We start from the raw sequence: 21305 nt of genomic DNA, 5'->3' as shown, positions 1-21305 counted from the left end.
TCATTCACGTTAGGAACGGCTTCATGAACTTCCGCTCTTCTCTCGCCTGCACCTCGAGCGATATCGCCCGCTGGGGGCTGCGCTCCGTCCTTAAGCGCCAGGGCGGCGTACTCCCCGGCCGTATCGCCATGAAGATCGACCCCGAGCTGCTGAACGACCTCGCGGGCCTTGTCGACCGCAGCGTGGTGATCACCGGCACCAACGGTAAGACCACCACCTCCAACCTCATCGCCGATGCCGTTGCCGCCAGCGGCGCCACCGTGGTATGCAACCGTGCCGGAAACAACATGGAGCCGGGCGTGGTTGGTGCCCTGCTCGAGGCGCGCAGCGGCCTCAAGCGAGCCGGCGGCAGCAAGCGCGTGGGTGTTTTTGAATGCGATGAGCTCTACACGGTGCGCATCCTGCCCAAACTCAAGCCGACCTACTTTGTGCTGCTCAACCTGTTCCGCGACCAGCTGGACCGCTACGGCGAGATCGACCACACCCAGGACGTCATCGCCCACGCGCTGGAGCTTTCGCCGGCAACGACGCTCATCTATAACGCCGACGATCCGCTCTGCGCCTCGATCGCCGCACGCGTCCCCAACACGAGCATCGCCTTTGGCATCGACGGCGCCACGGGCACCGAGTCCGATCGCATTAGCGACTCGCGTTTTTGCTCGCAGTGCAACGCGCCGCTGGAGTACGACTATGTGCAGTACGGCCAGCTCGGAGCATACCATTGCCCCTCGTGCGGCTGGGGTCGTCCCGCGCTGGTCCGTCGCGTAACGGGCGTGGAGCTCGGCTGCGACGGCTACGGCTTTGACCTGGTCTTTGGATCTGCGTCCGACGCGGCTGCCGTACACATCGCCACGCGCTACAACGGCCTGTACATGGTATACAACGTTGCCGCTGCATTCTTTGCCGCACATGAGTTAGGCGTTGATACAGCGCACCTACAGCCCACGCTCGATGTCTACGTCCCCGCCGGCGGACGCATGGGCCGCTGGGATATCGCCGGCCGCACCGTCGAGGCCAACCTGGCCAAGAATCCCGTAGGCTTCGATCGACAAATCCAGTCCATCAAGACGGCAGGCGGCAGACTCTGCGCTTTCTTCCTCAACGACAACGATGCCGACGGTCACGATGTCTCGTGGATCTACGACGTCGACTTCGAGCGCATCGCCGACACACCGGGCCTTGTCGCCTTTGCCGGCGGCACGCGCGCACACGACATGCAGGTGCGCCTCAAGTACGCCGGCATCGATGCCGCGATTATCTCGGACGTCGCGCAGGCAATTGGCGCCGTGGCAGACGAGGCCGCCGATGACACCTTCTACGCCGTCGCCAACTACACGGCCTTCCCGCCACTGGTCAAGGAGCTCGACGAGCTTAAGGGTGCCGATGCGAGCTCGGTTGCCTCCCACGCTGTAACGCGCGTCGATGGCAGCGCTGTCCCCACGGATATTGCGCCGGTCGAGCTTTCGCGCCCGCTGCGCATCGTCTACCTGTATCCCGATGCCCTCAACCTCTATGGCGACGGCGGCAACGTCATCGCCCTCGAGCGCCGCTGCGCCTGGCGTGGCATTCCCGCGCGCGTGGACGAGGTCCGCATGGGCGAGGTGCTCGATCTCACCGACGCCGATATCGTCATGATGGGCGGTGGCTCCGACCGCGATCAGCTGGCTGTGGCACATGAATTGCTCGCTCAAAAAGACAAGGTCGCGGCCTATGTTGAAGATGGTGGCTCATTGCTTGCCATCTGCGGTAGCTACCAGCTGCTCGGCCGTTCGTACTATATGGGCGAAGATCGCATTGAAGGCTTGGGCATCATCGCCGCCGAGACCGTGCGCGGCTCCGACCGCCTGATCGGCAACGTCGCCGTCAAGACCGACCTGGCATCCGAGCCCTTTGTAGGATTCGAGAACCACGGCGGCCGCACTCTGCTCGACGCAGATGCCACGCCACTCGGAACGTCCGTCGTCACGGGAACCGGCAACAACGGCGACGACGGCTTTGAGGGTCTGATCTACAAGGGCGTCATCGGCACGTACCTGCACGGACCAGCGCTACCCAAGAACCCCGAGCTCGCCGACTGGCTCATTACCCACGCCCTCGAGCGCCGCGGCGATGCGCAGGCCACAGCCCTGCTGCCGCTAAAACCCCTCGACGACACCTACGAGCACGCCGCCCACGACGCCGCCATGAAGCTCCTCCCCTAACCACCCCACCACCACAAAGGGGACAGGCACCTTTGTGGTGGTTTTGACCCGTCCCAGCGGTTTGTCTCGATCTGTAACAGATAGAGCCGATTTTCCCGCCCAGATGTTACAGATTGAGATGTTTGAAGATCGAGGTAGAAGATCAACTCCTGTGTGGTGGTTTTCCAGTTTGCCAACGATATACGCGCCGGCAAAAAAGTCTGCTATACTCTTTCCCGCTGTCCCCATCGTCTAGCGGCCAAGGACGCCACCCTTTCAAGGTGGATATCGCGGGTTCGAATCCCGCTGGGGGCACCATTTAAACTGAGAAGCCCGTTACCCCCGCGGTGACGGGCTTTTTGCTGCCGATATGCCGGGATTCGAACCCGACAGGGTGCGGAGCTGAGGAAACGCGAAGCGTTTTCCAGCGCAGCACGCAAGGAGCGGAGCGACGCAGCGAAGGCGGGCGGCGCCAGCCGCACGCGGACACCAACTCTAGGCCGATTAACTATTCCACAAAAAGCCGGGGCCCGCGCGATGCGGACCCCGGCTCAATACCGTGACGATATGTCAGTTACGTTCTACACGTAGAACAGGATGTCGTCGTAGGTCGGGACCGGCCAGTAGTCGGCGGCCACGATCTCCTCCATGGCATCCACGGCGGCACGCAGCGTATCCATAGCGGGAACGACCTCGTGTGCATACACGTTGGCCTGCTCCTGGCCATCGAGGGCCTCGGCCTTCTGATGCACGGCGTCGAGCGCCTTGATGGAGTCGTTAATGGCGGTGATGCCGTTGCAGAGCTTGTTGAGCGTGTTCTGCTCGCACTGCATGGCGGCCTCAGCACCGGCGGCACGAATTGTCTCAAGGCCCTTAGCGACCTTGGTGGCATAGGCGGTAATGACCGGGCGATAGGTACGACGCGCCTCGCGAACCATCGTGGTAGCCTCGATGTTCATGAGCTTGTTGTACTTCTCGAGCTTGCAGTCGTAACGGCACTGGGCCTCGGCCTTGGTCAGGACACCCGTCTCCTCAAAGAGCGCAATGGCCTTATCGGAAACAAAGGCGGGCAGGGCGTCGGCCGTGGTCTTGTTGTTGGCAAGGCCGCGCTTCTCGGCCTCGACGGGCCACTCGTCGGAGTAACCGTCGCCGGAGAACAGGATGCGCTGGTGATCGGTCAGCACCTTCTTGCAGTACTCGAGCGCGGCGTCCTGGAACTTATCCTCGGGCGTACCCTCGAGTGCGTCGGCGAAGGACTTGAGCGACTTGGCCACGGCGGCATCGAGCACCAGGTTGGAGTCGGAGACGTTCTGCTCGGAGCCGCAGGCACGGAACTCGAACTTGTTGCCGGTGAAGGCGAACGGGGAGGTGCGGTTGCGGTCGGTGTTGTCCTGCATCAGCTTGGGCAGGGTATCGGCGCCCAGGTCGAGCACGCCGCGCGTGGCATGGACGGAAGCCTTGCCATCGATGATCTTCTCGACGACCTCGGTAAGCTGGTCGCCCAGGAAGATGGACATAATCGCCGGAGGAGCCTCGTTGGCGCCCAGACGATGGTCGTTGCCGGCCGAGGCAACGGAGGCACGCAGGAGCTCCTGATAGTTATCGACGGCCTCGATCACCGCGGTGAGGAAGACGATGAACTGCAGGTTGTCGAGCGGAGTGTCGCCCGGATCGAGCAGATTCTCGGACTCGGTGCCAAGCGACCAGTTGTTGTGCTTGCCCGAACCGTTGATGCCCTCGAAGGGCTTCTCGTGCAGCAGGCAGACCAAGTCGTGGCGGGAGGCGATGAGCTTCATCTTCTCCATCATGACCAGATTCTGGTCGATGGCCTCGTTGACCTCGCCATAGACAGGGGCGAGCTCATGCTGGCAAGGAGCGACCTCGTTGTGCTTGGTCTTGGCGGGAATGCCAAGCGCCCACAGCTCATTGTCCAGATCCTTCATATAGGACGAGACGGTAGGGCGGATAGCGCCAAAGTAGTGCTCCTCAAGCTCCTGGCCCTTGCAGGGGGCAGCACCAAAGAGGGTGCGGCCGGTGATGACCAGGTCCTTGCGCTTGCGGTAAGCGTCCTTCTTGATCAGGAAGTACTCCTGCTCGTCGCCCACGGAAGGAACGACCTTCTTGGGGGTCTTGCCAAACAGCGCCAAAACGCGCTTGGACTCACGCGAGAGCGCGGTCATGGAGCGCAGCAGCGGGGTCTTCTTGTCCAGAGCCTCGCCCGTGTAGGAACAGAAAGCCGTGGGGATGCACAGGACATCGTCCTTAATGAAGGCGGGGCTAGTGGGATCCCAAGCGGTGTAGCCACGGGCCTCGAAGGTGGCGCGCAGGCCGCCGTTGGGGAAGCTGGAGGCATCGGGCTCGCCCTGGATGAGGTTCTTGCCCGTAAACTTGGTAATAGCGGTGCCGTCGTGGTTGGGCTCCAGGAAGCTGTCGTGCTTCTCGGAAGTAATGCCCGAAAGCGGCTGGAACCAGTGTGCGTAGTGCGTCGCGCCCTTGGAGATGGCCCAGACCTTCATGGCGTGGGCAACGGCGTTGGCCACATCCAGGTCGAGCGGCTCACCGCCCTCGAGGGTTGCAGCAAGGCGCTTCCAAATGTCCTTGGGGAGGTAGTCCTTCATGACTTCCTCAGAGAACACCATGGTCCCGAAGCGGTCAGTAAGTTCGGCCATACGGAACTCCCTTCGTATCGGCACCGCGTGAGAAGCGGTGTTGATTACTAACGAACGAGTCATAGATTAGGCTCGTCGTGTTTCCGCAACATTACCGTTATGTTGCTGTCGCGAAACCAATCAATGAGGTTAACGCATCGCGGCGGCATTGCCACCCTCAACAGCCAATCAACTGTATAAATTGCAGACCTCTCCCCATAGTTTAAGGGTAGTCAATTTGGGATGGGCTCTATTAACTGGTATTTCGCATCAAATACCATTCAATATAGTCCGATCTTAGATTGACTACCCCGTTATAGGAAATGCCGATAGCGAAGCATTTTCGATTGGTATCCCCAAATAGCGAGTGAAACTCCACCGTAACACAGTGGTGCTGTAGAATCCTTACAACACATCACACTATTAAGTATCTAAAGGAGCACGATATGCGCGTCGACGAGGTTTTTAAGCAGGCAGCATCCCAGGGCACCGCGCCCGTTTCGTTTGAGATGTTCCCGCCCAAGGGCGAGCTTACCCTCGACACGGCTCGCGAGGTGGCAGGCAATCTGTGCAAGCTTTCGCCGAGCTTTGTCTCGGTCACCTGCTCGGCCGGCGGCTCGGGTAACGGTGCCACCACCGCCCCCATCGCGCATATGATTACGAGCGAATTCGATACACCCTCGGTGGCACACCTTACCTGTGTGGGCCGCTCGCGCGCCGATATCGCCGCCAAGATCGACGAGTATCGCTCGGCCGGCGTGGAAAACGTGCTGGCCCTGCGCGGCGACCTGCCCGCTGGCGCGACCGAGGACGACAAGCCCGCCTCGGACTACGCCTACGCCCGCGACCTCATCCCCGAGCTCGTCGACGCCGGCTTTTGCGTGGGCGCCGCAGCCTACCCCGAAGGCCACATTGCCTGCGAGGATCTCAACCTCTCGGTCGAGCACCTCAAGCAAAAGCAAGACGCCGGCGCGAGCTTCTTTGTGACACAGCTCTTTTTTGATAACGAGTGCTTCTATCGCTTCCGCGAGCTTGCCGACAAGGCCGGCATCACCGTGCCCATTACCGCGGGCATCATGCCGTTTATGGGCAAGTCGCAGATCAGCCGCATGGTCTTTATGTGCGGCGCGTCGCTGCCCTCCCCCGTCATCAAGATCCTCGCCAAGTACGAGAACGACCCCGAGAGCCTGCAGGCAGCCGGCGTGGATTATGCCGCCCACCAGCTTTGCGACCTCAAGGAGCATGGCGCCGACGGTCTGCACCTGTACACTATGAACCGTCCTGCAATCGCCGCGACCATTATGGAGCGCCTGGGGTAATGGAAATACCGCACGTCGATACAACCGTTGTTGAAGTGCCGGCCGACCTTGCGTCGCCGGCGCTTTACCGTATCGATGCTGCGCACCATCCCCGTGTCGACCGTGCCGAGATGCTGCGGTATCTGGGTTACGGCGGCCAGCAGATTGAGCCCGAGCTGTCGCAGCGTATTGAGCTTGTCGTTGAGCGCCTAGAGCTGGATATCGAGCCCCGTGGCGTGCGACGCGTGTTTGCCGTCGATGCCATGGGCGTCGACGAGCAGGGCGAGCCCTGCATCCGCTTGGTTGGCACCAATGTTGAGCTGCGGGGTCGTGATATCTATCGACATCTCAAAGACGCCCGCCTGGCGGCGCTCATGGCATGCACCCTCGGCATGGAAGCCGAGCGTCGCCTGCGCACCACGGGAGCCCAGCAGCCCCTAGAGGGAGCCGTGCTCGATGCCGCGTGCTCCGCCTATGTAGAAGCTGCTGTTGAGCAGATGGACCGACGGGTCAAGACGGACGCCGCTGCACACGGGCTCGCCGGCAACTGGCGCTTCAGTCCCGGCTATGGCGACTGCCCGCTCTCTGCCCAACGCTCGATCGTGGATGCACTCAACGCCACGCGCCTCATTGGACTTACCGTCACCCCCACCAGCCTGCTCATGCCCACTAAGAGCGTGACCGCGGTGATTGGTCTGTTCGACGGCGAAGTCCACGACGCCCAGAGCCGCCCCACCTGCAATATCTGCCGCATGCGCGAGCACTGCCGCTTCCGCGCCGCCCACACTACCTGCTATTCCAGCCATTAGGAGCCATCGATGTTTACTCCGCTTATCACTCATGATCTGGACGGCGCCGCGCTGGCGGCGCCCGTTGATGCCGCACGCCGCAATGGCGCTGCATACAAGACACGCACGATCGACGACCTGTACATTAAGGACGATCGCCTGCGCGCCGCTATCGAGGGCACGGGACACCTGCTGTTCGACGGCGGCATGGGCACCATGTTGCAGGCCGCCGGCATGAAGGCAGGCGCCCTGCCCGAGCTGCTCAACTTTGAGGAGCCCCAGGTCATCACCGATATTCAGCGTCAGTACGTCGAGGCTGGCTGTGACGTGATCACCGCCAACACCTTTGGCGCCAACGTCCACAAGCTCGACGGCGCCGCCACCGTGGCAGACGTCTTTGCCGCGGCAGTCACCTGCGCCCGCGCGGCCGGTGCCCACTACGTCGCCGGCGATATCGGTCCCATCGGCGCGCTGCTGCGCCCCCTGGGCACCCTCAGCTTTGACGAGGCCTACGACCTCTTTGCCGAGGAGGTGCGCGCCGGCGTCGCCGCGGGTGTGGACCTTTTTATTATCGAGACTATGACCGACCTGGCCGAGATCAAGGCGGCCGTCCTCGCCTGCCGCGAGAATTCCGACCTGCCCGTCTTTGCCACCATGACCTTTGAGGAAGACGGCCGCACCTTCTTGGGCACGAGCCCCGAGGTCGCCGCCATCACCCTCGACGCCATCGGCGCCGACGTCCTGGGCATCAACTGCAGCCAGGGCCCGGCCGAGCTCCGAGGGCTCGCCGCGCGCATGCTCACCGTCACCGACAAGCCCGTTATGGTGCAGGCCAATGCGGGACTGCCCCGCGTGGACGATGACGGCAATACCGTCTTTGATATCCAGGCACCCGAGTACGCCGAGGCCGTCGCCGGCATGATCGAGGACGGCGTGAGCGTCGTGGGCGGTTGCTGCGGCACCACGCCGGCGCACATGGCGGCCTTGCGCACGCTTATCGACAACCACACGCCCAGCCCGCGCCACCGCAAGCCCAGCATGTCGGTCACGAGCGCCCAGACGGTCGTGGACCTCCCCTGCGACGGCCACAAGATCGCCGTCATCGGCGAGCGCATCAACCCCACCGGCAAAAAGCGCCTGCAGCAGGCCCTGCGCGACGGCGACCTGGACTACGTCGTGAGTCAGGGCATCAGCCAGCAGGAGCAGGGCGCCGACATCCTGGACGTCAACGTGGGCCTGCCCGAGATCGACGAGGTCAAGGTCATCCAGCAGGCCACCGAGCAGCTCCAGGGCTCCACGCTGCTGCCGCTGCAGATCGACTCCACCGACCCCGCAGCCGTCGAGGCCGCCGTGCGCCGCTACGCCGGCAAGCCCATCATCAACTCGGTCAATGGCAAACAACAGATCATGGATGAGATCTTTCCGCTGGTGGCCCACTACGGCACCAACGTCGTCGGCCTTACGCTCGACGAGGGCGGCATCCCCGATACCGCCGAGGCCCGCTTCGCCATCGCCGAGCGCATCGTGGCCGAGGCCGCCCATTACGGCATCGGCCCGGACCGCATCCTCATCGACTGCCTGGTCATGACCGCCTCGACCAACCAGCGCCAGGCTGAGCAGATTCTACGTGCCATGTCTCTGTGCAAGGAGCGCCTGGGCGTCAAGTGCGCACTCGGCGTATCGAACATCAGCTTTGGCCTGCCCGCGCGGCCGCTGCTGGGCTCGGTCTTTTTGGCCGCCGCCTTTGGTGCAGGTCTGGATGCCCCCATCATGAACCCGGGTTCCAAGCGCTTTATGGATACCGTCTACAGCTATCGCGTCCTGAGCGTTGAGGACGAGGGCTCGACCGGATACATCGAGCGCTACGCCGGCTGGACCGACCCGTACAAGATCGCCGCCAACCCGGCGGCCGCTCAGTCAGCATCGAGCGATGCCGCGCCTGCCACAAGCACCACCGCAAGTGCCGATGACGACCCCATCCGCCACATGGTCGTCTCGGGCCGCAAGGGCGAAATCGCGGCCGAGACCGAGCGCCTGCTGGCAGATCACGACGCCATGGACCTCATCAACAACCACTTTATCCCCGCCCTCGACGAGGTCGGAGTCCTCTTTGACCAGGGCAAGTTCTTCTTGCCGCAGCTCATGGCCTCTGCCGAGGCCGCGCGCGTGGGCTTCGATACCATCAAGCGCCTGATGCCCGCCGGCGAGATTGCCGACAAGGGTAAGATCTGCGTGGCAACCGTCAAAGGCGATATCCACGACATCGGCAAGAACATCGTCAAGATGCTGCTCGACAACTACGGCTACACCGTCTTTGATCTGGGTCGCGACGTCGATCCGCAGGAGGTGCTCAAGACCGTACAGGAGCGCGACATTAAACTCGTCGGCCTCTCGGCGCTTATGACCACCACGGTCGTCGCCATGGAGGAGACCATCAAGCTGCTTCATGCCGAGGTGCCGGGCGTTAAGATCATCGTAGGCGGCGCTGTGCTCACCCCCGAATACGCCAAACAGATCGGCGCGGACTACTACGCCAAGGACGCCGCCGAAAGCGCTCGTATCGCCGAAGAGGTCTTTGGGCAGTAACACAACGGAAACAACCGTGCACCAAAACGTGCCGCATGCGCCACTTGGCACGTGTGGCACGTTAGAATAGATAAGAGTATGCTCGTTTTGGCAGATAGGAGCGCAAGGATGGCGATCACGCCCGCAGAAATCGCGGAAACCCGCGGCATGGTTGAGGAGCAGAACCTCGACATCAGGACCATCACCATGGGCGTTTCGCTCATGGGTTGCGGTGACGAGAACCTCGACCGCATGTGCACGAAGATCTACGACCACGTGACGCACACGGCTGAGCACCTGGTCGAGACAGCCGAGAACCTCGAGCGCGAGTACGGTATCCCCATCGTCAACAAGCGCGTCTCCGTCACCCCGGTGGCGCAGATCGCCGCGTGCTGCAAGGATGAGGACCTCACCCCCATCGCGCATGCCCTCGACCGCGCGGCCGAGACACTCGGCATCGATTACCTGGGCGGCTTCTCCGCACTCGTCCAGAAGGGCATCGGCGACGCCGATCGCCGCGTCATCCAGTCCATCCCGCAGGCGCTCGCTACCACCAGCCGCGTCTGCTCCAGCGTCAACGTCGCCAGCCTGCGCGCCGGCATCAACATGGACGCCGTGCTTATGGCCGCCCAGACCATCATCGACGCCGCTAAGCTCACGGCCGACCAGGACTCCGTCGGCGCTTCCAAGTTTGTCTGCTTTGCCAATATGGTTGAGGACTCCCCGTTTATGGCGGGCGCCGTCCACGGCGGTGGCGAGGCCGACGCCGTCATCAACGTAGGCGTTTCGGGCCCCGGCGTTATGGCCGCAGCCCTGGAGACGCTGCCCGATTCCGCATCGATGATGGAAGTCGCCGAAAAGATTAAGCAGACCGCCTTTAAGATCACCCGTGCCGGCGAGCTCATGAGCCGCGAGGCCGCCCATCGCCTGGGTGTCGAGAAGGGCATCGTCGACCTGTCGCTGGCCCCCACGCCTGCCATCGGCGACTCCGTTGCCCGCATCCTCGAGATCATCGGTGTTGGCACCTGCGGTGGCCCGGGCACGACCTGCGCACTCGCCATGCTCAACGATGCCGTCAAGAAGGGCGGCGTCATGGCCAGCTCCAGCGTGGGCGGCCTCTCGGGCGCCTTTATCCCCGTGTCCGAGGACGCCGGCATGATCGCCGCCGTCGAGGCCGGCGCGCTTTCGCTCGAGAAGCTCGAGGCCATGACTTGTGTGTGCTCCGTCGGCCTGGACATGATCGCCATCCCCGGTGACACCCCGGTCGAGACCATCGCCGGCATCATCGCCGACGAGATGGCTATCGGCGTCATCAACAACAAGACCACGGCCGTGCGCGTGATTCCCGCCATCGGCAAGGGCGTGGGCGACTGCGTCGAGTACGGCGGCCTGTTTGGCCGTGCACCCATCATGCCGGTGAACCCCAACGCCGGCACCGTGCTTGCCCACCGTGGTGGACGCTTCCCGGCACCGCTGAACTCGCTGAAGAACTAGCTGAGGGGGACTGGCGAGGAGCCCCGGGGAGGGCAAATATATAAGGTCGCCTGCTCGGACAGTCCTGACTCGCACGGAGAGCACATTAAGTGCTCTCCGGCTCGTGCGGAACTCGCGATCGACCTTATATATTTGCCCTCCCCGGGGCTCCCGCACAACGGGACCTCGGTTGAGTTCTATCCCGGTTGCAGTTGCTTCGCTCCTGCACTACATGGTCGATACGGCGGTTTGGCGTTGGATCGGTTCTTTCTGATATATGCTGGTTGCGGCTCTTCTTTTGGGAGGAGTCGCTTTTTTGTTGCTAGGAGGTTGGCCCGTGGTTGATGGGGATGCTCGCTCTGAGCTGCTTTCTGCTGATTGGAATGGCGAATGGATGCGCTTGCAGGCTGGTCGGCGGCGGGCTGATGATTCTTTTGAGTGGGATAAAAGGGCTCGGCATTTTCGGCCGCTTGAGACTGCTCCGTATGCCCGGGACTTTATGAAGCTGCTGGCGTTAAAGCCTGGTGAATCCGTGCTGGATATGGGGTGTGGGGCTGGGTCGATTGCTATTCCGCTTGCGCAAGACGGGCATCCTGTGATTGCTGCTGACTTTTCCCCTGCCATGTTGGGCACGCTTGATGCTGGCATTGAGTACTATGGGCTCGAGGATCGCATTACACCGCTTGAGCTTGCTTGGGATGATGACTGGGATTTGGTTGGACCGGTCGCGAAAGCGGTAGATGTTGCCTTTGCCAGTCGCTCTGTCACCACGACCAACCTAAAAGGCGCGCTTGCCAAGCTTGATCGAACGGCTCGTCGGCGTTGTGCTGTCACGATGGTCGCCAACTCCAGCCCGCGCTATGACCTGCACCTGATGAATGCCATCGGTGCCTCGGTTACCTGCAGTAATGGCTTTGTGTATGCCTTTAATATCCTCATTCAGATGGGTGCCCTGCCGCAGGTTACGTACTTTGAATCGCCTCGTCGCGATACCTTCGATAGCCTTGAGGCGGGAGTGGCAGACTTCTCCCGTATGCTCGAGCACGGTAACGAGGATAAGATCGACCGTCTGCGCGACTACGTCGCTCAGCATATGATTGAGAATCCCCATGCCGGCGAGCCAGGGTCCAAGGGCGTGCCGCAGGGGCGCTACATGCTCGACCACGTCCGCAAGGTCCGTTGGGCGTTTATTGCATGGGAGCCGGTCTCTTCGAGCTGTCCATAGACCGCTTTCGGCTGCCGTACACGTCCGCCTGTAACCCGCGCTGTTCTCCCGCTCGGCATCCGCATTCTTTTTGAACTGGGCAAACACGCCCCACACCACGCCGTTCCTGCGCTATCGTGGGACAGCTCACGTAGATTAAGGCCCCATCGCGGGGCGCCCCATAACATAGAAAGCGAGAACCCATGGCACTGACAGGAGCCCAGGTCAAGCAGCTTCGCAGCATGGCCCATCACCTCAACCCCGCCATCATCATCGGCAAGTCCGACATCAACGAGGGCACCGTCGAGCAGACGGTCGCCTACCTGGAGAAGCACGAGCTCGTTAAGTGCTCCGTACTCGACGGTTCCAGCCTTTCCGCCCGCGAGGCCGCCGAAGAGCTCGCCGACCGCTGCCATGCCGAGGTCGTCCAGGTTATCGGCCGCAAGTTCTCGCTGTATCGCGAGTCCTCGCGCAAGGACATCGAGAAGATTAAGCTCGTCTAAGAGCCAACGATCCGGCGAGCCAATATACATCAAACTTGCGAGCGTCCAAGCAATTCGGACGCTCTTTTTTATCGCTCGACGAGCACGCGGTTAAGCCTGCCCTCCACCAAGCGCTCGTACAGACGCCGCGTCTCGGGCTCGGGCACGCCATTGACCTGCTCCCTCAGGTGATGCATATGCCCACTGTACAGCTCAACGATATCGCGTCGTCGCCCCGCCGCACCGTAGACGCGCATAGCGCAACGCACCATGTCCTCGCGCGCCGTCTCTTGCCGCAACCCCGACTCCACCAGCCATACCGCCGACTGCAGGTCGTTTTCTTCTAGGGCGGCATTCGCGCCCCGAATTATGCAGTCGATATACTTCGATTCCATAATGCGCCGCATACGCAAAAAGTAGGTGGGATTACAGCCATTGGGAACATACAACGGGCCGGCGTAGAGCTGCTCGATCTTAAGGCACAGCTCGATCAGATGGGGTCCGCGCGCACCCGTGCGATTTCCCAAAACTTCGCGGCTTATCTGATCAAACAACCGCACGTCGGTCTTGACGTAATCGCCGTTAAGCCCAATGCACTCGTTTTGGATCAGCACACACGACTTGCCGTCCGGTGTCGGCCCCAAGGCCGAACGCAGGCGCGATATCGTCGAGTACAGATTGTTACGAGCGCTATTGAACTCGGCGTGGGGCCACAGCTCCATAGCCAGCGTCTCGCGGTCGACCAGTGCATCCATGCCCAGCGCAAGCCGCTCGGCAAGCGTCGCCGCTTTCTTGCGGCGCCACATCTTATCCGTGATGGGAAACCCGTCGCGCTCGGCGCGAAACGCCCCAAACATGCGGATCTCGATATGGCCAATCACATCGACACCCTCGGCATCGCCGGCCTGGAACAGACGCTCGCCTTCGCCCTCAAAGTCGTCACGCAGCGAATACCGCGACAGCTCGCGCACCGGGAGCTTCTTTCGAATTCTGGCAGCCGGCTCGCCCAGACAATGCATCGCAAGACGCGCAAACAGCCGATACGACGGATCCAAAATCCCCGGGCGGTTCATGGACATCCAAGCTGCAAGGTCGCTATCGCGGCCCGCGGAGGCCAAATGCAGCGCCACCATCCAAGCCTCGGCACCACCGACCTGCGTCCGACTCAAATCGAGCAGCTCTGCCTCTTCGCGCACCGATACCATCGATGTATTGCGTAAGTATGCCGCGCGCTCTAGCAGCAGTGCGTTGTCGCGTATGTATCCAATCGATTCCTCGGCAAGCCTGAGCACCTGCACCGCACGGAATTTGGCATTGACCGGACGCCCCTCAGCCAACGACTGCCAGCCTTCCAATATCAAGCCAAACAACTGGACTTGATTGTCACGCACGCGCACGGCAAAACGGTCGAGCTCATTGAATGCCTGCTCGTCGGTCACCGGCATGCCGGCAAACAGGCGCCGCGCCGATAATACCATGCGCACCCAGATGGCGAGTGCTCGGATTCCACGCGCTTCGAGTGCCTCGAGCGTCAGGGTCATCTCGTCATCACGCTCGTCAGTCCCTGCATACGACCCATCAAACAGCTCCGTCAACATGCGGTCCGCCCGCACAAACGTCCCCGCAATATCGAGCTCACAATCGTAGGCCTTATCTGTTTTGAGCCTCGCGAGGATCTCACCACCCTTCGCCCGCTCGGTCAGCCCATGCTTTATCTCAACATGTGCGGACAGCATGTCGAGTGCGGCACAAGACGCCTCACTTTCCAGCGCTGCATGGCCTGTCGGAAGCCCCAGACCACTATCTCCATAACAGGCGGCCGTAAACGCGTGCGCCACCTTCCACGACACGGGATCGAGCTCGCAAATCGCTTGCTCGCCCGCATGCTCGATAATTGAGGCCATATACCGCGCGAGCTTTGTATTGGAGACGCTCACCGCCGCCAGATAGATGCCGAGCGCCTCGTCAGGCGTCGGCTCCGATGCCCGGCCATCTGCCTCGGTCTTTCCCAGCGCCGCGCGGCAGATATCCCCTCCATGCCCCGTCAGGGCCAGATCGACCCCATACTGCCCGGCAAGCTCCAACACCGCGCTGCGGTCCAAAAACGCGTCGGCGAGGTCCATCGCGGTATCGCAGCGCCCCGCTTTAATCAAAATACGTGCTGCCCGCACAACAAGTTCGGGGCGAATTTCGGCGACCAGCTTGCGCAATCGCAGGCGTGCGTTGTCCTCGGTACCCAAGCAGGTAAAGCTCCGGTCTGCCGGATCAACGCCAAAAATGGGATAATCGCGGACAAGATAGGACTGATCAATTGCCGAAAGCCTAACACCGCAAGCCTCGAGTTCCGAAATATTGCCCTCGCCCATTAAGACCATCAAGCATGCCACACTAAACAGGGCGTTGTTCTCGAGCGACGCCAGATCAACAAGTGCCGCACCGTAGATATTGACGATCTCGTTTTCGAGCATCTGGGCAACGTCTCCCTGTCCGTATAGCCCCGACTGCATAGCCGAGACGAGCTCGGGCACGCCCTGCGTAAGTTGATAGAAGTCGAGCGATGTGCTAATCGAAAACGCCGATGCCCACGCCGAATACTCATAGGCATGTACCTTGAGCATCTGCGCGTTGACTTTAATCGAATCGCCCAGTCCATGAATCAGCTGGCGATTCGAAGGACGGCAGCTCATAAAGACCCCAACCCCCATAGCACGCAGGCTTCGGATTCGGTCGATCAGCTCCTCGGTCTCGCTCTGGCTGAGGTTAGGCACGTTATCGATTGCAATCAGGGAGTGCGGCTTGTCCTTAAGCTCTTCGGTAACGACCTCGAGCTGCATAAACACCTCGCGCCCAATGGCGCGGTCTGCCTCGATGATTCGCACGGGACCTCGCGTCGGATCGCTTTTAACCTCTTGGGCATACTGCAGCAACACCGAGGTTTTCCCAAAGCCATCAGGCGCGTAGAGGACTACGATGCCGGCCTTTCGGCCCTTGGCGATAAGTTCGTTCATCAAGCGATCGCGCCGCACCGTATAACTACTGCCCAGCGGCATAAGCTCGAGGTCGTCCGTATTGCCCAAATCGTTAACCATGCCCGCTCCTCAACTCGACCACATGGACACCGTAACGCTAGACCATATGTATCGCTAGATGAATAGAGCGATGCTACGGTTTAGGATGTTTGTTGGTACGCAAATGGCAAGTTTTTGTTCAGCGTGGTCCGATTGAAACTTATCCCCCAACCAATCAGTCTTTGCGCAGGTCAATGCGCTTGCCAGCTTGTCCCATCCTTTGGCAGTGTACCTCAAATGAGCGCTGTTCAATTGTGTTGCGCAACTCACCTAACGCCAGCTACCGTCTGCGACCTTTTCATAGCATTTATGCATAGTATCTGTTATGGAATGAATCATGCTGCACCAGACGCACCCGTCCAGTTCGCGGCCAGATTTTCGTCAAGCACACGGCGCACGCTCAGCAAAAAGGCCCCCGCAAAGCGGAGGCCTTCGGCAAAGCTATGTCGAGGTGATAGGCTTTCGCTACTTGCAGAGCGAAAGGGCGGCCTCGTCGGCAACGACAACGCAGTTGGTGTGCAGTTGCAGGATCGAGGCAGGGCACTCGGGGGTAACCGGACCATAGCACATGTCATGCACGGCCTGCGCCTTGGCCTCGCCGTTGGCGACGACCAGGATCATGCGGGCATACATGATGGTCTGGGTACCCATGGTGTAGGCCTGACGGGGCACGTCGTCGATGCTGTCGAACAGGCGGCTGTTGGCCTGAATGGTGCTCTCGGTGAGGTCGACACAGTGCGTACCCTTGGAGAAGTGGTCATCGGGCTCGTTGAAGCCAATGTGACCGTTGTTACCGATGCCGAGCAGCTGCAGATCAGGGTAACCGGCAGCGGCGACGATCTTGTCGTACTCAGAGCAGGCAGCGGCAGCGTCGGGATTGGAGCCATCGGGCACATGTGTGTTGTTCAGGTCGATGTTGATGTGATCGAAGAAGTTCTCACGCATGAAGTAGTGATAGCTCTGGGGATCGTCGTGCGAAAGGCCGCGATACTCGTCCAGGTTGTAGGTGCTGACCTCGGCAAAGTCGACGTCGCCCTTCTTGTACCAAGCAGCGAGCTGCTTGTAGGCACCGATCGGGGTGGAGCCGGTGGCAAGGCCCAGCACACAGTCGGGCTTGAGGATAACCTGCGCCGAGATAATATTGGCGGCCTTGCGGCTCATATCCTCGTAGTCTTTAGCTTTAATGATCTTCATTACGCGTCCTTTCTCGTACAAGAGAGGCAAGGCTCCCTTACAAGCACTTGCCCGCGGCCCGCGTCGGCCGCAACCAACGTGTGCGGCCACCAGGGCGAGGTCGCGTAATGTATGTGTCTCGTGTCTAGCCGCGTCGAGGCCCCTGCCCGTCCACGGTGACCCGAAGCTGTTTAGCCTCGGACGTTTCCCATCTTGCCACGGAGGGCGTCCTCTTTCAAGGGCGCCCTCCGTAAACGTGTTTGAATTGTAGGCTAATGGCCACGTGCACTTGTTAGCGCTCGCGAGCAACGATGAGCTGGTCCATCTCTTCGACATGCACGCCAACGGAGCCCTTGATGCTCGAGAACTCAACGGAGTTGCACACCAAGATGGGAACCGTCACATCGTAGCCCTCGGCAGCAATTGCCTCGCGATCGAACTCAATGAGTACATCGCCCTTATGGACGATGTCACCCACTTGCGCATGTACGGTAAAGTGCTTGCCCTCGAGCTGAACAGTGTCCAAACCAACGTGGATGAGCACGTCCAAGCCATCGACCGTGTTAAGCGCAACGGCGTGTCCCGTGGGAAAAATGGCCTCGACCTTGGCGTCAGCCGGTGCAATCACACGCGTTCCGGTGGGCTGAATCGCCACGCCCTGGCCCAAAAGGCCAGTGGCAAACGTCTGATCGTTTACCTCGGAAAGCGGAATGACGTCGCCCGAGATGGGAGCATCCAGCGTAAGGACTCGACCACGCATACCAAAAGACCTTAGGACTTTAGTGAACATGCTCCCCCTCGGACATACCAATCAATCAAAATAACCTTAACAGTTTACCACTTGGCAACGGTTTTTGACCATTAGGGAAGTTCGCGCTTGACAACCTCGACGATGTCGTCGACAACGCGCTGGGTCAGCTCGTGCGTCTCGGCCTCGGCCATCACGCGGACCAGCGGCTCGGTACCGCTCGGGCGCACCAGAATGCGGCCGCGGCCGTCAAGCTCCTTCTCGGCAGCAGCGACGGCATCCCAGATAGGCTGGCAATCGTCCAGACCAGCCTTGTTGTCGGAATGCACGTTGACGAGTACCTGCGGGTACTTCTTCATGATACCGGCAAGATCGGTGAGGGTGCGACCGGTGCGCTTGAGCACGGCCAGCAGCTGCAGAGCCGTCACCAGGCCGTCACCGGTGGTGTTGTGCTCCAGGAAGATGATGTGACCGGACTGTTCGCCGCCGATGACGGCGCCGTCCGCGAGCATGCGCTCCAGAACGTAGCGGTCGCCCACGGCGGTCTGGACCATCTCGAAGCCCTGCTCCTTCATAGCGATGGAGAAGCCCAGGTTGCACATGACGGTCGAAACGATCTCGGAGTTGGCGAGCTTGCCGCGAGCGGCGAGGTCAGAACCGCAGATAGCTAGGATGTAGTCACCGTCGATCTCATTGCCCTCGCTGTCCACGAACAGTACGCGGTCGGCGTCGCCGTCGTGGGCCAGGCCGATGTCGGCATGGGTGCGCAGCACGAGCTCGCGCAGGGGCTCAAGATGGGTGGAGCCGCACTCAACGTTGATGTCGGTGCCGCAGTAATCGGTGTTGATGGCATGGACCGTGGCACCCAGGCGCTGCAGCGCGGCGGGCGTAGTCTGGCAGGAAGCACCGTGACCGCAGTCGACGGCAACGACCAGGCCGTCGAGCCTCAGGCCATCAAGCGTATCGATGGCGTGGTCGACGTATGCCTTGCGAGCGTCCTTCATCTTGATGATGTGGCCCACGCCGGCACCGGTCGGCAGCGTGTCGGCAGCCATGGCTTCCTCGGACATGACCCAGGCGCTGATCTCTTCCTCGACAGCATCGGGAAGCTTCATGCCCTTGCGGCTAAAGAACTTGATGCCGTTGAACTCCGGCGGATTATGCGAAGCAGAGATGACGATGCCGCCGTCGAGTTCGTTCTGAACGGTGAGCAGTGCCACGGCAGGCGTGGGGATGACACCGCAGCAGTGCGGACGTCCGCCCTCGGCCATGATGCCGGCGGTCAGAGCGCTCTCGAGCATGGTGCCCGAAAGACGCGTGTCGCGGCCGATGCAGATGTCCGGACCAAGGAACTTGGTCGCCGCGCGACCCAGGCGAAACGCGAGGTCGCACGAGAGGTCGGCATTGGCGACGCCACGGACGCCGTCGGTACCGAAGATGTTCTGGGGCATAGGATCGCTCCTTCCCTAGCAGGCGATATGCAACCGCCCACCCTAGTCGAAAAAGAAAAGCGGGACCCGCCGAGGAATCGGCAGGCCCCGCTTGTACATTGTATCTCGAAAGGAGATAAAACCTTAGCGCTTGGAGAACTGGGGAGCGCGGCGGGCCTTCTTGAGGCCGTACTTCTTGCGCTCGACCACGCGAGCATCGCGCGTAAGGAAACCGGCCTTCTTGAGGTCAGCACGGTAGTCGCCAGCGTTCAGAAGAGCGCGAGCGATGCCCAGGCGCAGAGCGCCGGACTGACCGGAGATGCCGCCGCCATCGCACAGAGCGATAACGTCGAACTGACCGGCGGTGTCGGTCACCTTGAAGGGAGCAAGGGCGTTCTCAACGAGCTGATGACGGCCGAAATACTGCTCGGCGTCACGCTTGTTGATGGTCACCTTGCCGGTGCCGGGGACGAGACGGACGCGGGCGACGGCGTTCTTACGACGGCCGGTACCCTGGTAGACAACGGTGTTCTCAGCCATCTTTAAGCCTCCAGCTCAATCTTCGTGGGGTTCTGGGCAGCATGCGGATGCTCGGCGCCAGCGTAGACCTTAAGCTTGGTCATCTGGGCACGGCCGAGGGTGGTCTTGGGCAGCATACCGCGAACGGCGCGCTCGATGACCTTCTCCGGGTGCTTCTCCATAGCCTGGCGGAAGCTCTCAGCCTTGAGGCCGCCGTTGTAGCCGCTGTGGCGATAATAGGTCTTCGTGTCGGCCTTGTTACCGGTAAGCTGGACCTTATCGGCGTTGATGACGACAACGAAGTCGCCGCAGTCGCTGTTGGGCGTGAACTGGGGCTTGTTCTTACCGCGCAGGATCATTGCGATCTGGGTGGCAAGACGGCCCAGGACAGCACCATCGGCGTCGACGAGAACCCAGTTGCGCTGGACCTCGCCCTGCTTGGCGTAGTGAGTCGATTTCGAAATCACTTAGACTCCTCCATGTACAGTACGTGTTGTTACAGAGATTCACGGGGCTCTGCAAGTAACCCGTCCATATTACCCCGCTCGCCGTACGAGTCAACAGGTATTTTGGCTCCGACCAGAGTTTCTGCACATGTCATCCACGAGCCGTGATTTTCCAGCTCTTTAGCTGTTGTCATTTTTTGAGGGTTCGCCGTCGCTAGCGCTCAACGAACTCTTGGATTTCCGCGAGCAGGCGCTTTGCCTCCTGACGGCCCTGGATATACAGGTCCAAAAGCTTTGCCGAATCGTGCTCGACATGGCCGACCTCGACCGGCTTTTGCGGAGCAACGACCAGCGCACGGCCCTCGCGCTCATACTTCCACAGATGCATGCGCTGGATGTTATAACGGTCGTGGCGCGTCTCGATAGCCTCGAGCAGATAGGGGTAGTCGGCATAGCGGGCGCGCGCGGCCGGCAAAAACTCGTAGGGCTTTTTCTCGTACGAGCGGTCCTGCGTGACAATGACAACCGCGCGATCGAAGCCCGCCTCCTCGAGCACATGCTCGATGGGGACCGAATCGGCAACGCCACCGTCGACGTATTTGTGCCCGTCTATCTCGACCGGCGGCGTCACCAGCGGCAACGAAGTCGAGGCGCGCACGGCGTCGAGATCGAGCACAGCGCTTTTGACCGGCAGGTACGTGGCGGTTCCAAAGAGCATGTCCGTCGCGACGGCGTACATCTCGATGGGGCTCGCGTCGAACGTCTCGTTGTCAAAGGGATCCAGGCGGTCCTGGACATCGTTGAAGATAAAGTCGTAACCCACAATGGAGCCCGTGGACGCAAACGATGCGGCGCCCATGAAGCGGCTGTCGTTGCAGAAAGCCAGGTTGATGCGGTTGGCACGGCCGATCTGGTGCGACTTGTAGTTCACGCCGTTGAGGGCACCGGCCGATACACCGTAGACAGCCGGAATCTCGACGCCGGCCTCCATGAGAACGTCGAGCACGCCCGCAGTAAACTGCCCGCGAAAACTGCCGCCCTCCAGGACGAGCGCGACCTTGCCGGCGTTCTTTGCCTTATCTTCTGCAGTCATATTGACCTCCTGCGATTGCGTTTTGGCCTTCTTCTACCCAGTTTTGGGATGGAGGGCGCGCAGGTTTTGGAGCAGAGTTCGATCCTCCGCGGGTTTGGGATTCCGTTGATGCGGCGCATGACCGGCTGAGATTCGATAACATCGTATCTATATAGGGTTGAAGCTTTGCGCGGAGAATCCGCGTCTTTGC

General features: G+C 61.1%; 15 protein-coding genes and 1 tRNA gene. 8 read left to right on the top strand and 8 right to left on the bottom strand.

Going from position 1 to position 21305, the window contains the following annotated elements; all coding sequences use genetic code 11:
* Positions 1–23: 23 nt before the first annotated feature.
* Both AAA138_RS01180 and AAA138_RS01175 read left to right on the top strand, forming a co-directional pair.
* The gene (locus AAA138_RS01180; RefSeq protein WP_349089247.1) at positions 24–2201 is read left to right on the top strand and encodes a MurT ligase domain-containing protein; all 2178 of its coding nucleotides are present in this window, start codon (positions 24–26) and stop codon (positions 2199–2201) included.
* 220 nt (positions 2202–2421) lie between these two features.
* Positions 2422–2498: transfer RNA gene (locus tag AAA138_RS01175), tRNA-Glu, on the top strand.
* Between the two features lie 263 nt (positions 2499–2761).
* Here the strand turns inward: AAA138_RS01175 and AAA138_RS01170 are convergent.
* Positions 2762–4849: a glutamine synthetase III gene (locus tag AAA138_RS01170; protein WP_349089246.1), complete on the bottom strand. Its 2088-nt coding sequence runs from the start codon at positions 4847–4849 to the stop codon at positions 2762–2764.
* A gap of 425 nt (positions 4850–5274) precedes the next feature.
* Between AAA138_RS01170 and AAA138_RS01165 the strand changes: the two genes are divergently transcribed.
* The 6 genes from AAA138_RS01165 to AAA138_RS01140 all read left to right on the top strand — a co-directional run bounded on the left by AAA138_RS01165 (position 5275) and on the right by AAA138_RS01140 (position 12659).
* Positions 5275–6147, top strand: a complete 873-nt coding sequence (locus AAA138_RS01165) for a methylenetetrahydrofolate reductase (protein WP_349089245.1) — start codon at positions 5275–5277, stop codon at positions 6145–6147.
* Positions 6147–6935 carry a hypothetical protein gene (locus tag AAA138_RS01160; protein WP_349089244.1) on the top strand — a complete coding sequence of 263 codons (789 nt, stop codon included), beginning with the start codon at positions 6147–6149 and terminating at the stop codon, positions 6933–6935. The genes AAA138_RS01165 and AAA138_RS01160 overlap by 1 nt, the downstream gene beginning before the upstream one ends.
* A 9-nt stretch (positions 6936–6944) precedes the next feature.
* Positions 6945–9500, top strand: a complete 2556-nt coding sequence (locus AAA138_RS01155; RefSeq protein WP_349089243.1) for a homocysteine S-methyltransferase family protein — start codon at positions 6945–6947, stop codon at positions 9498–9500.
* Between the two features lie 108 nt (positions 9501–9608).
* Positions 9609–10973: a PFL family protein gene (locus AAA138_RS01150; protein ID WP_035136908.1), complete on the top strand. Its 1365-nt coding sequence runs from the start codon at positions 9609–9611 to the stop codon at positions 10971–10973.
* A gap of 256 nt (positions 10974–11229) precedes the next feature.
* Positions 11230–12177, top strand: a complete 948-nt coding sequence (locus tag AAA138_RS01145; RefSeq protein WP_349089242.1) for a methyltransferase domain-containing protein — start codon at positions 11230–11232, stop codon at positions 12175–12177.
* A 182-nt stretch (positions 12178–12359) separates the two neighbouring features.
* The gene (locus AAA138_RS01140; RefSeq protein ID WP_117583334.1) at positions 12360–12659 is read left to right on the top strand and encodes a YhbY family RNA-binding protein; all 300 of its coding nucleotides are present in this window, start codon (positions 12360–12362) and stop codon (positions 12657–12659) included.
* A gap of 68 nt (positions 12660–12727) precedes the next feature.
* On the opposite strand, the gene AAA138_RS01135 is transcribed toward AAA138_RS01140, so the two are convergent.
* The 7 genes from AAA138_RS01135 to AAA138_RS01105 form a co-directional block, all read right to left on the bottom strand.
* Positions 12728–15727 (bottom strand): BTAD domain-containing putative transcriptional regulator, encoded by a 3000-nt coding sequence (locus tag AAA138_RS01135; protein WP_349089241.1) that lies wholly within the window; start codon positions 15725–15727, stop codon positions 12728–12730.
* A 444-nt stretch (positions 15728–16171) separates the two neighbouring features.
* Positions 16172–16900: a glucosamine-6-phosphate deaminase gene (gene nagB, locus AAA138_RS01130; protein WP_349089240.1), complete on the bottom strand. Its 729-nt coding sequence runs from the start codon at positions 16898–16900 to the stop codon at positions 16172–16174.
* Positions 16901–17171: 271 nt separating this feature from the next.
* Positions 17172–17669, bottom strand: a complete 498-nt coding sequence (locus AAA138_RS01125) for a PTS glucose transporter subunit IIA (protein WP_022094632.1) — start codon at positions 17667–17669, stop codon at positions 17172–17174.
* Between the two features lie 71 nt (positions 17670–17740).
* On the bottom strand, positions 17741–19078 hold the full coding sequence (gene glmM, locus AAA138_RS01120) for a phosphoglucosamine mutase (protein ID WP_006234694.1): 1338 nt from the start codon (positions 19076–19078) through the stop codon (positions 17741–17743).
* Positions 19079–19201: 123 nt separating this feature from the next.
* Positions 19202–19597 carry a 30S ribosomal protein S9 gene (gene rpsI, locus AAA138_RS01115; RefSeq protein ID WP_022094634.1) on the bottom strand — a complete coding sequence of 132 codons (396 nt, stop codon included), beginning with the start codon at positions 19595–19597 and terminating at the stop codon, positions 19202–19204.
* Positions 19598–19599: 2 nt separating this feature from the next.
* Positions 19600–20043 (bottom strand): 50S ribosomal protein L13, encoded by a 444-nt coding sequence (rplM, locus tag AAA138_RS01110; RefSeq protein WP_022094635.1) that lies wholly within the window; start codon positions 20041–20043, stop codon positions 19600–19602.
* A 193-nt stretch (positions 20044–20236) separates the two neighbouring features.
* Complete coding sequence (locus AAA138_RS01105; protein WP_148346525.1) at positions 20237–21115, bottom strand: patatin family protein; 879 nt, start codon at positions 21113–21115, stop codon at positions 20237–20239.
* Positions 21116–21305: the final 190 nt, after the last annotated feature.

This window comes from Collinsella sp. CLA-JM-H32B, from assembly GCF_040098065.1.
Taxonomy (GTDB): Bacteria; Actinomycetota; Coriobacteriia; order Coriobacteriales; family Coriobacteriaceae; genus Collinsella.
The sequence above is the reverse complement of the archived record's forward strand: the minus strand, read 5'-3'. Positions and strand labels throughout refer to the sequence as shown.

Bases quoted from the DNA above. Each gene is read 5' to 3' on its own strand.
- AAA138_RS01180 (WP_349089247.1), top strand. From the start codon at position 24: ATGAACTTCCGCTCTTCTCTCGCCTGCACCTCGAGCGATATCGCCCGC.
- AAA138_RS01170 (WP_349089246.1), bottom strand. From the start codon at position 4,849: ATGGCCGAACTTACTGACCGCTTCGGGACCATGGTGTTCTCTGAGGAA.
- AAA138_RS01165 (WP_349089245.1), top strand. From the start codon at position 5,275: ATGCGCGTCGACGAGGTTTTTAAGCAGGCAGCATCCCAGGGCACCGCG.
- AAA138_RS01160 (WP_349089244.1), top strand. From the start codon at position 6,147: ATGGAAATACCGCACGTCGATACAACCGTTGTTGAAGTGCCGGCCGAC.
- AAA138_RS01155 (WP_349089243.1), top strand. From the start codon at position 6,945: ATGTTTACTCCGCTTATCACTCATGATCTGGACGGCGCCGCGCTGGCG.
- AAA138_RS01150 (WP_035136908.1), top strand. From the start codon at position 9,609: ATGGCGATCACGCCCGCAGAAATCGCGGAAACCCGCGGCATGGTTGAG.
- AAA138_RS01145 (WP_349089242.1), top strand. From the start codon at position 11,230: ATGCTGGTTGCGGCTCTTCTTTTGGGAGGAGTCGCTTTTTTGTTGCTA.
- AAA138_RS01140 (WP_117583334.1), top strand. From the start codon at position 12,360: ATGGCACTGACAGGAGCCCAGGTCAAGCAGCTTCGCAGCATGGCCCAT.
- AAA138_RS01135 (WP_349089241.1), bottom strand. From the start codon at position 15,727: ATGGTTAACGATTTGGGCAATACGGACGACCTCGAGCTTATGCCGCTG.
- nagB (WP_349089240.1), bottom strand. From the start codon at position 16,900: ATGAAGATCATTAAAGCTAAAGACTACGAGGATATGAGCCGCAAGGCC.
- AAA138_RS01125 (WP_022094632.1), bottom strand. From the start codon at position 17,669: ATGTTCACTAAAGTCCTAAGGTCTTTTGGTATGCGTGGTCGAGTCCTT.
- glmM (WP_006234694.1), bottom strand. From the start codon at position 19,078: ATGCCCCAGAACATCTTCGGTACCGACGGCGTCCGTGGCGTCGCCAAT.
- rpsI (WP_022094634.1), bottom strand. From the start codon at position 19,597: ATGGCTGAGAACACCGTTGTCTACCAGGGTACCGGCCGTCGTAAGAAC.
- AAA138_RS01105 (WP_148346525.1), bottom strand. From the start codon at position 21,115: ATGACTGCAGAAGATAAGGCAAAGAACGCCGGCAAGGTCGCGCTCGTC.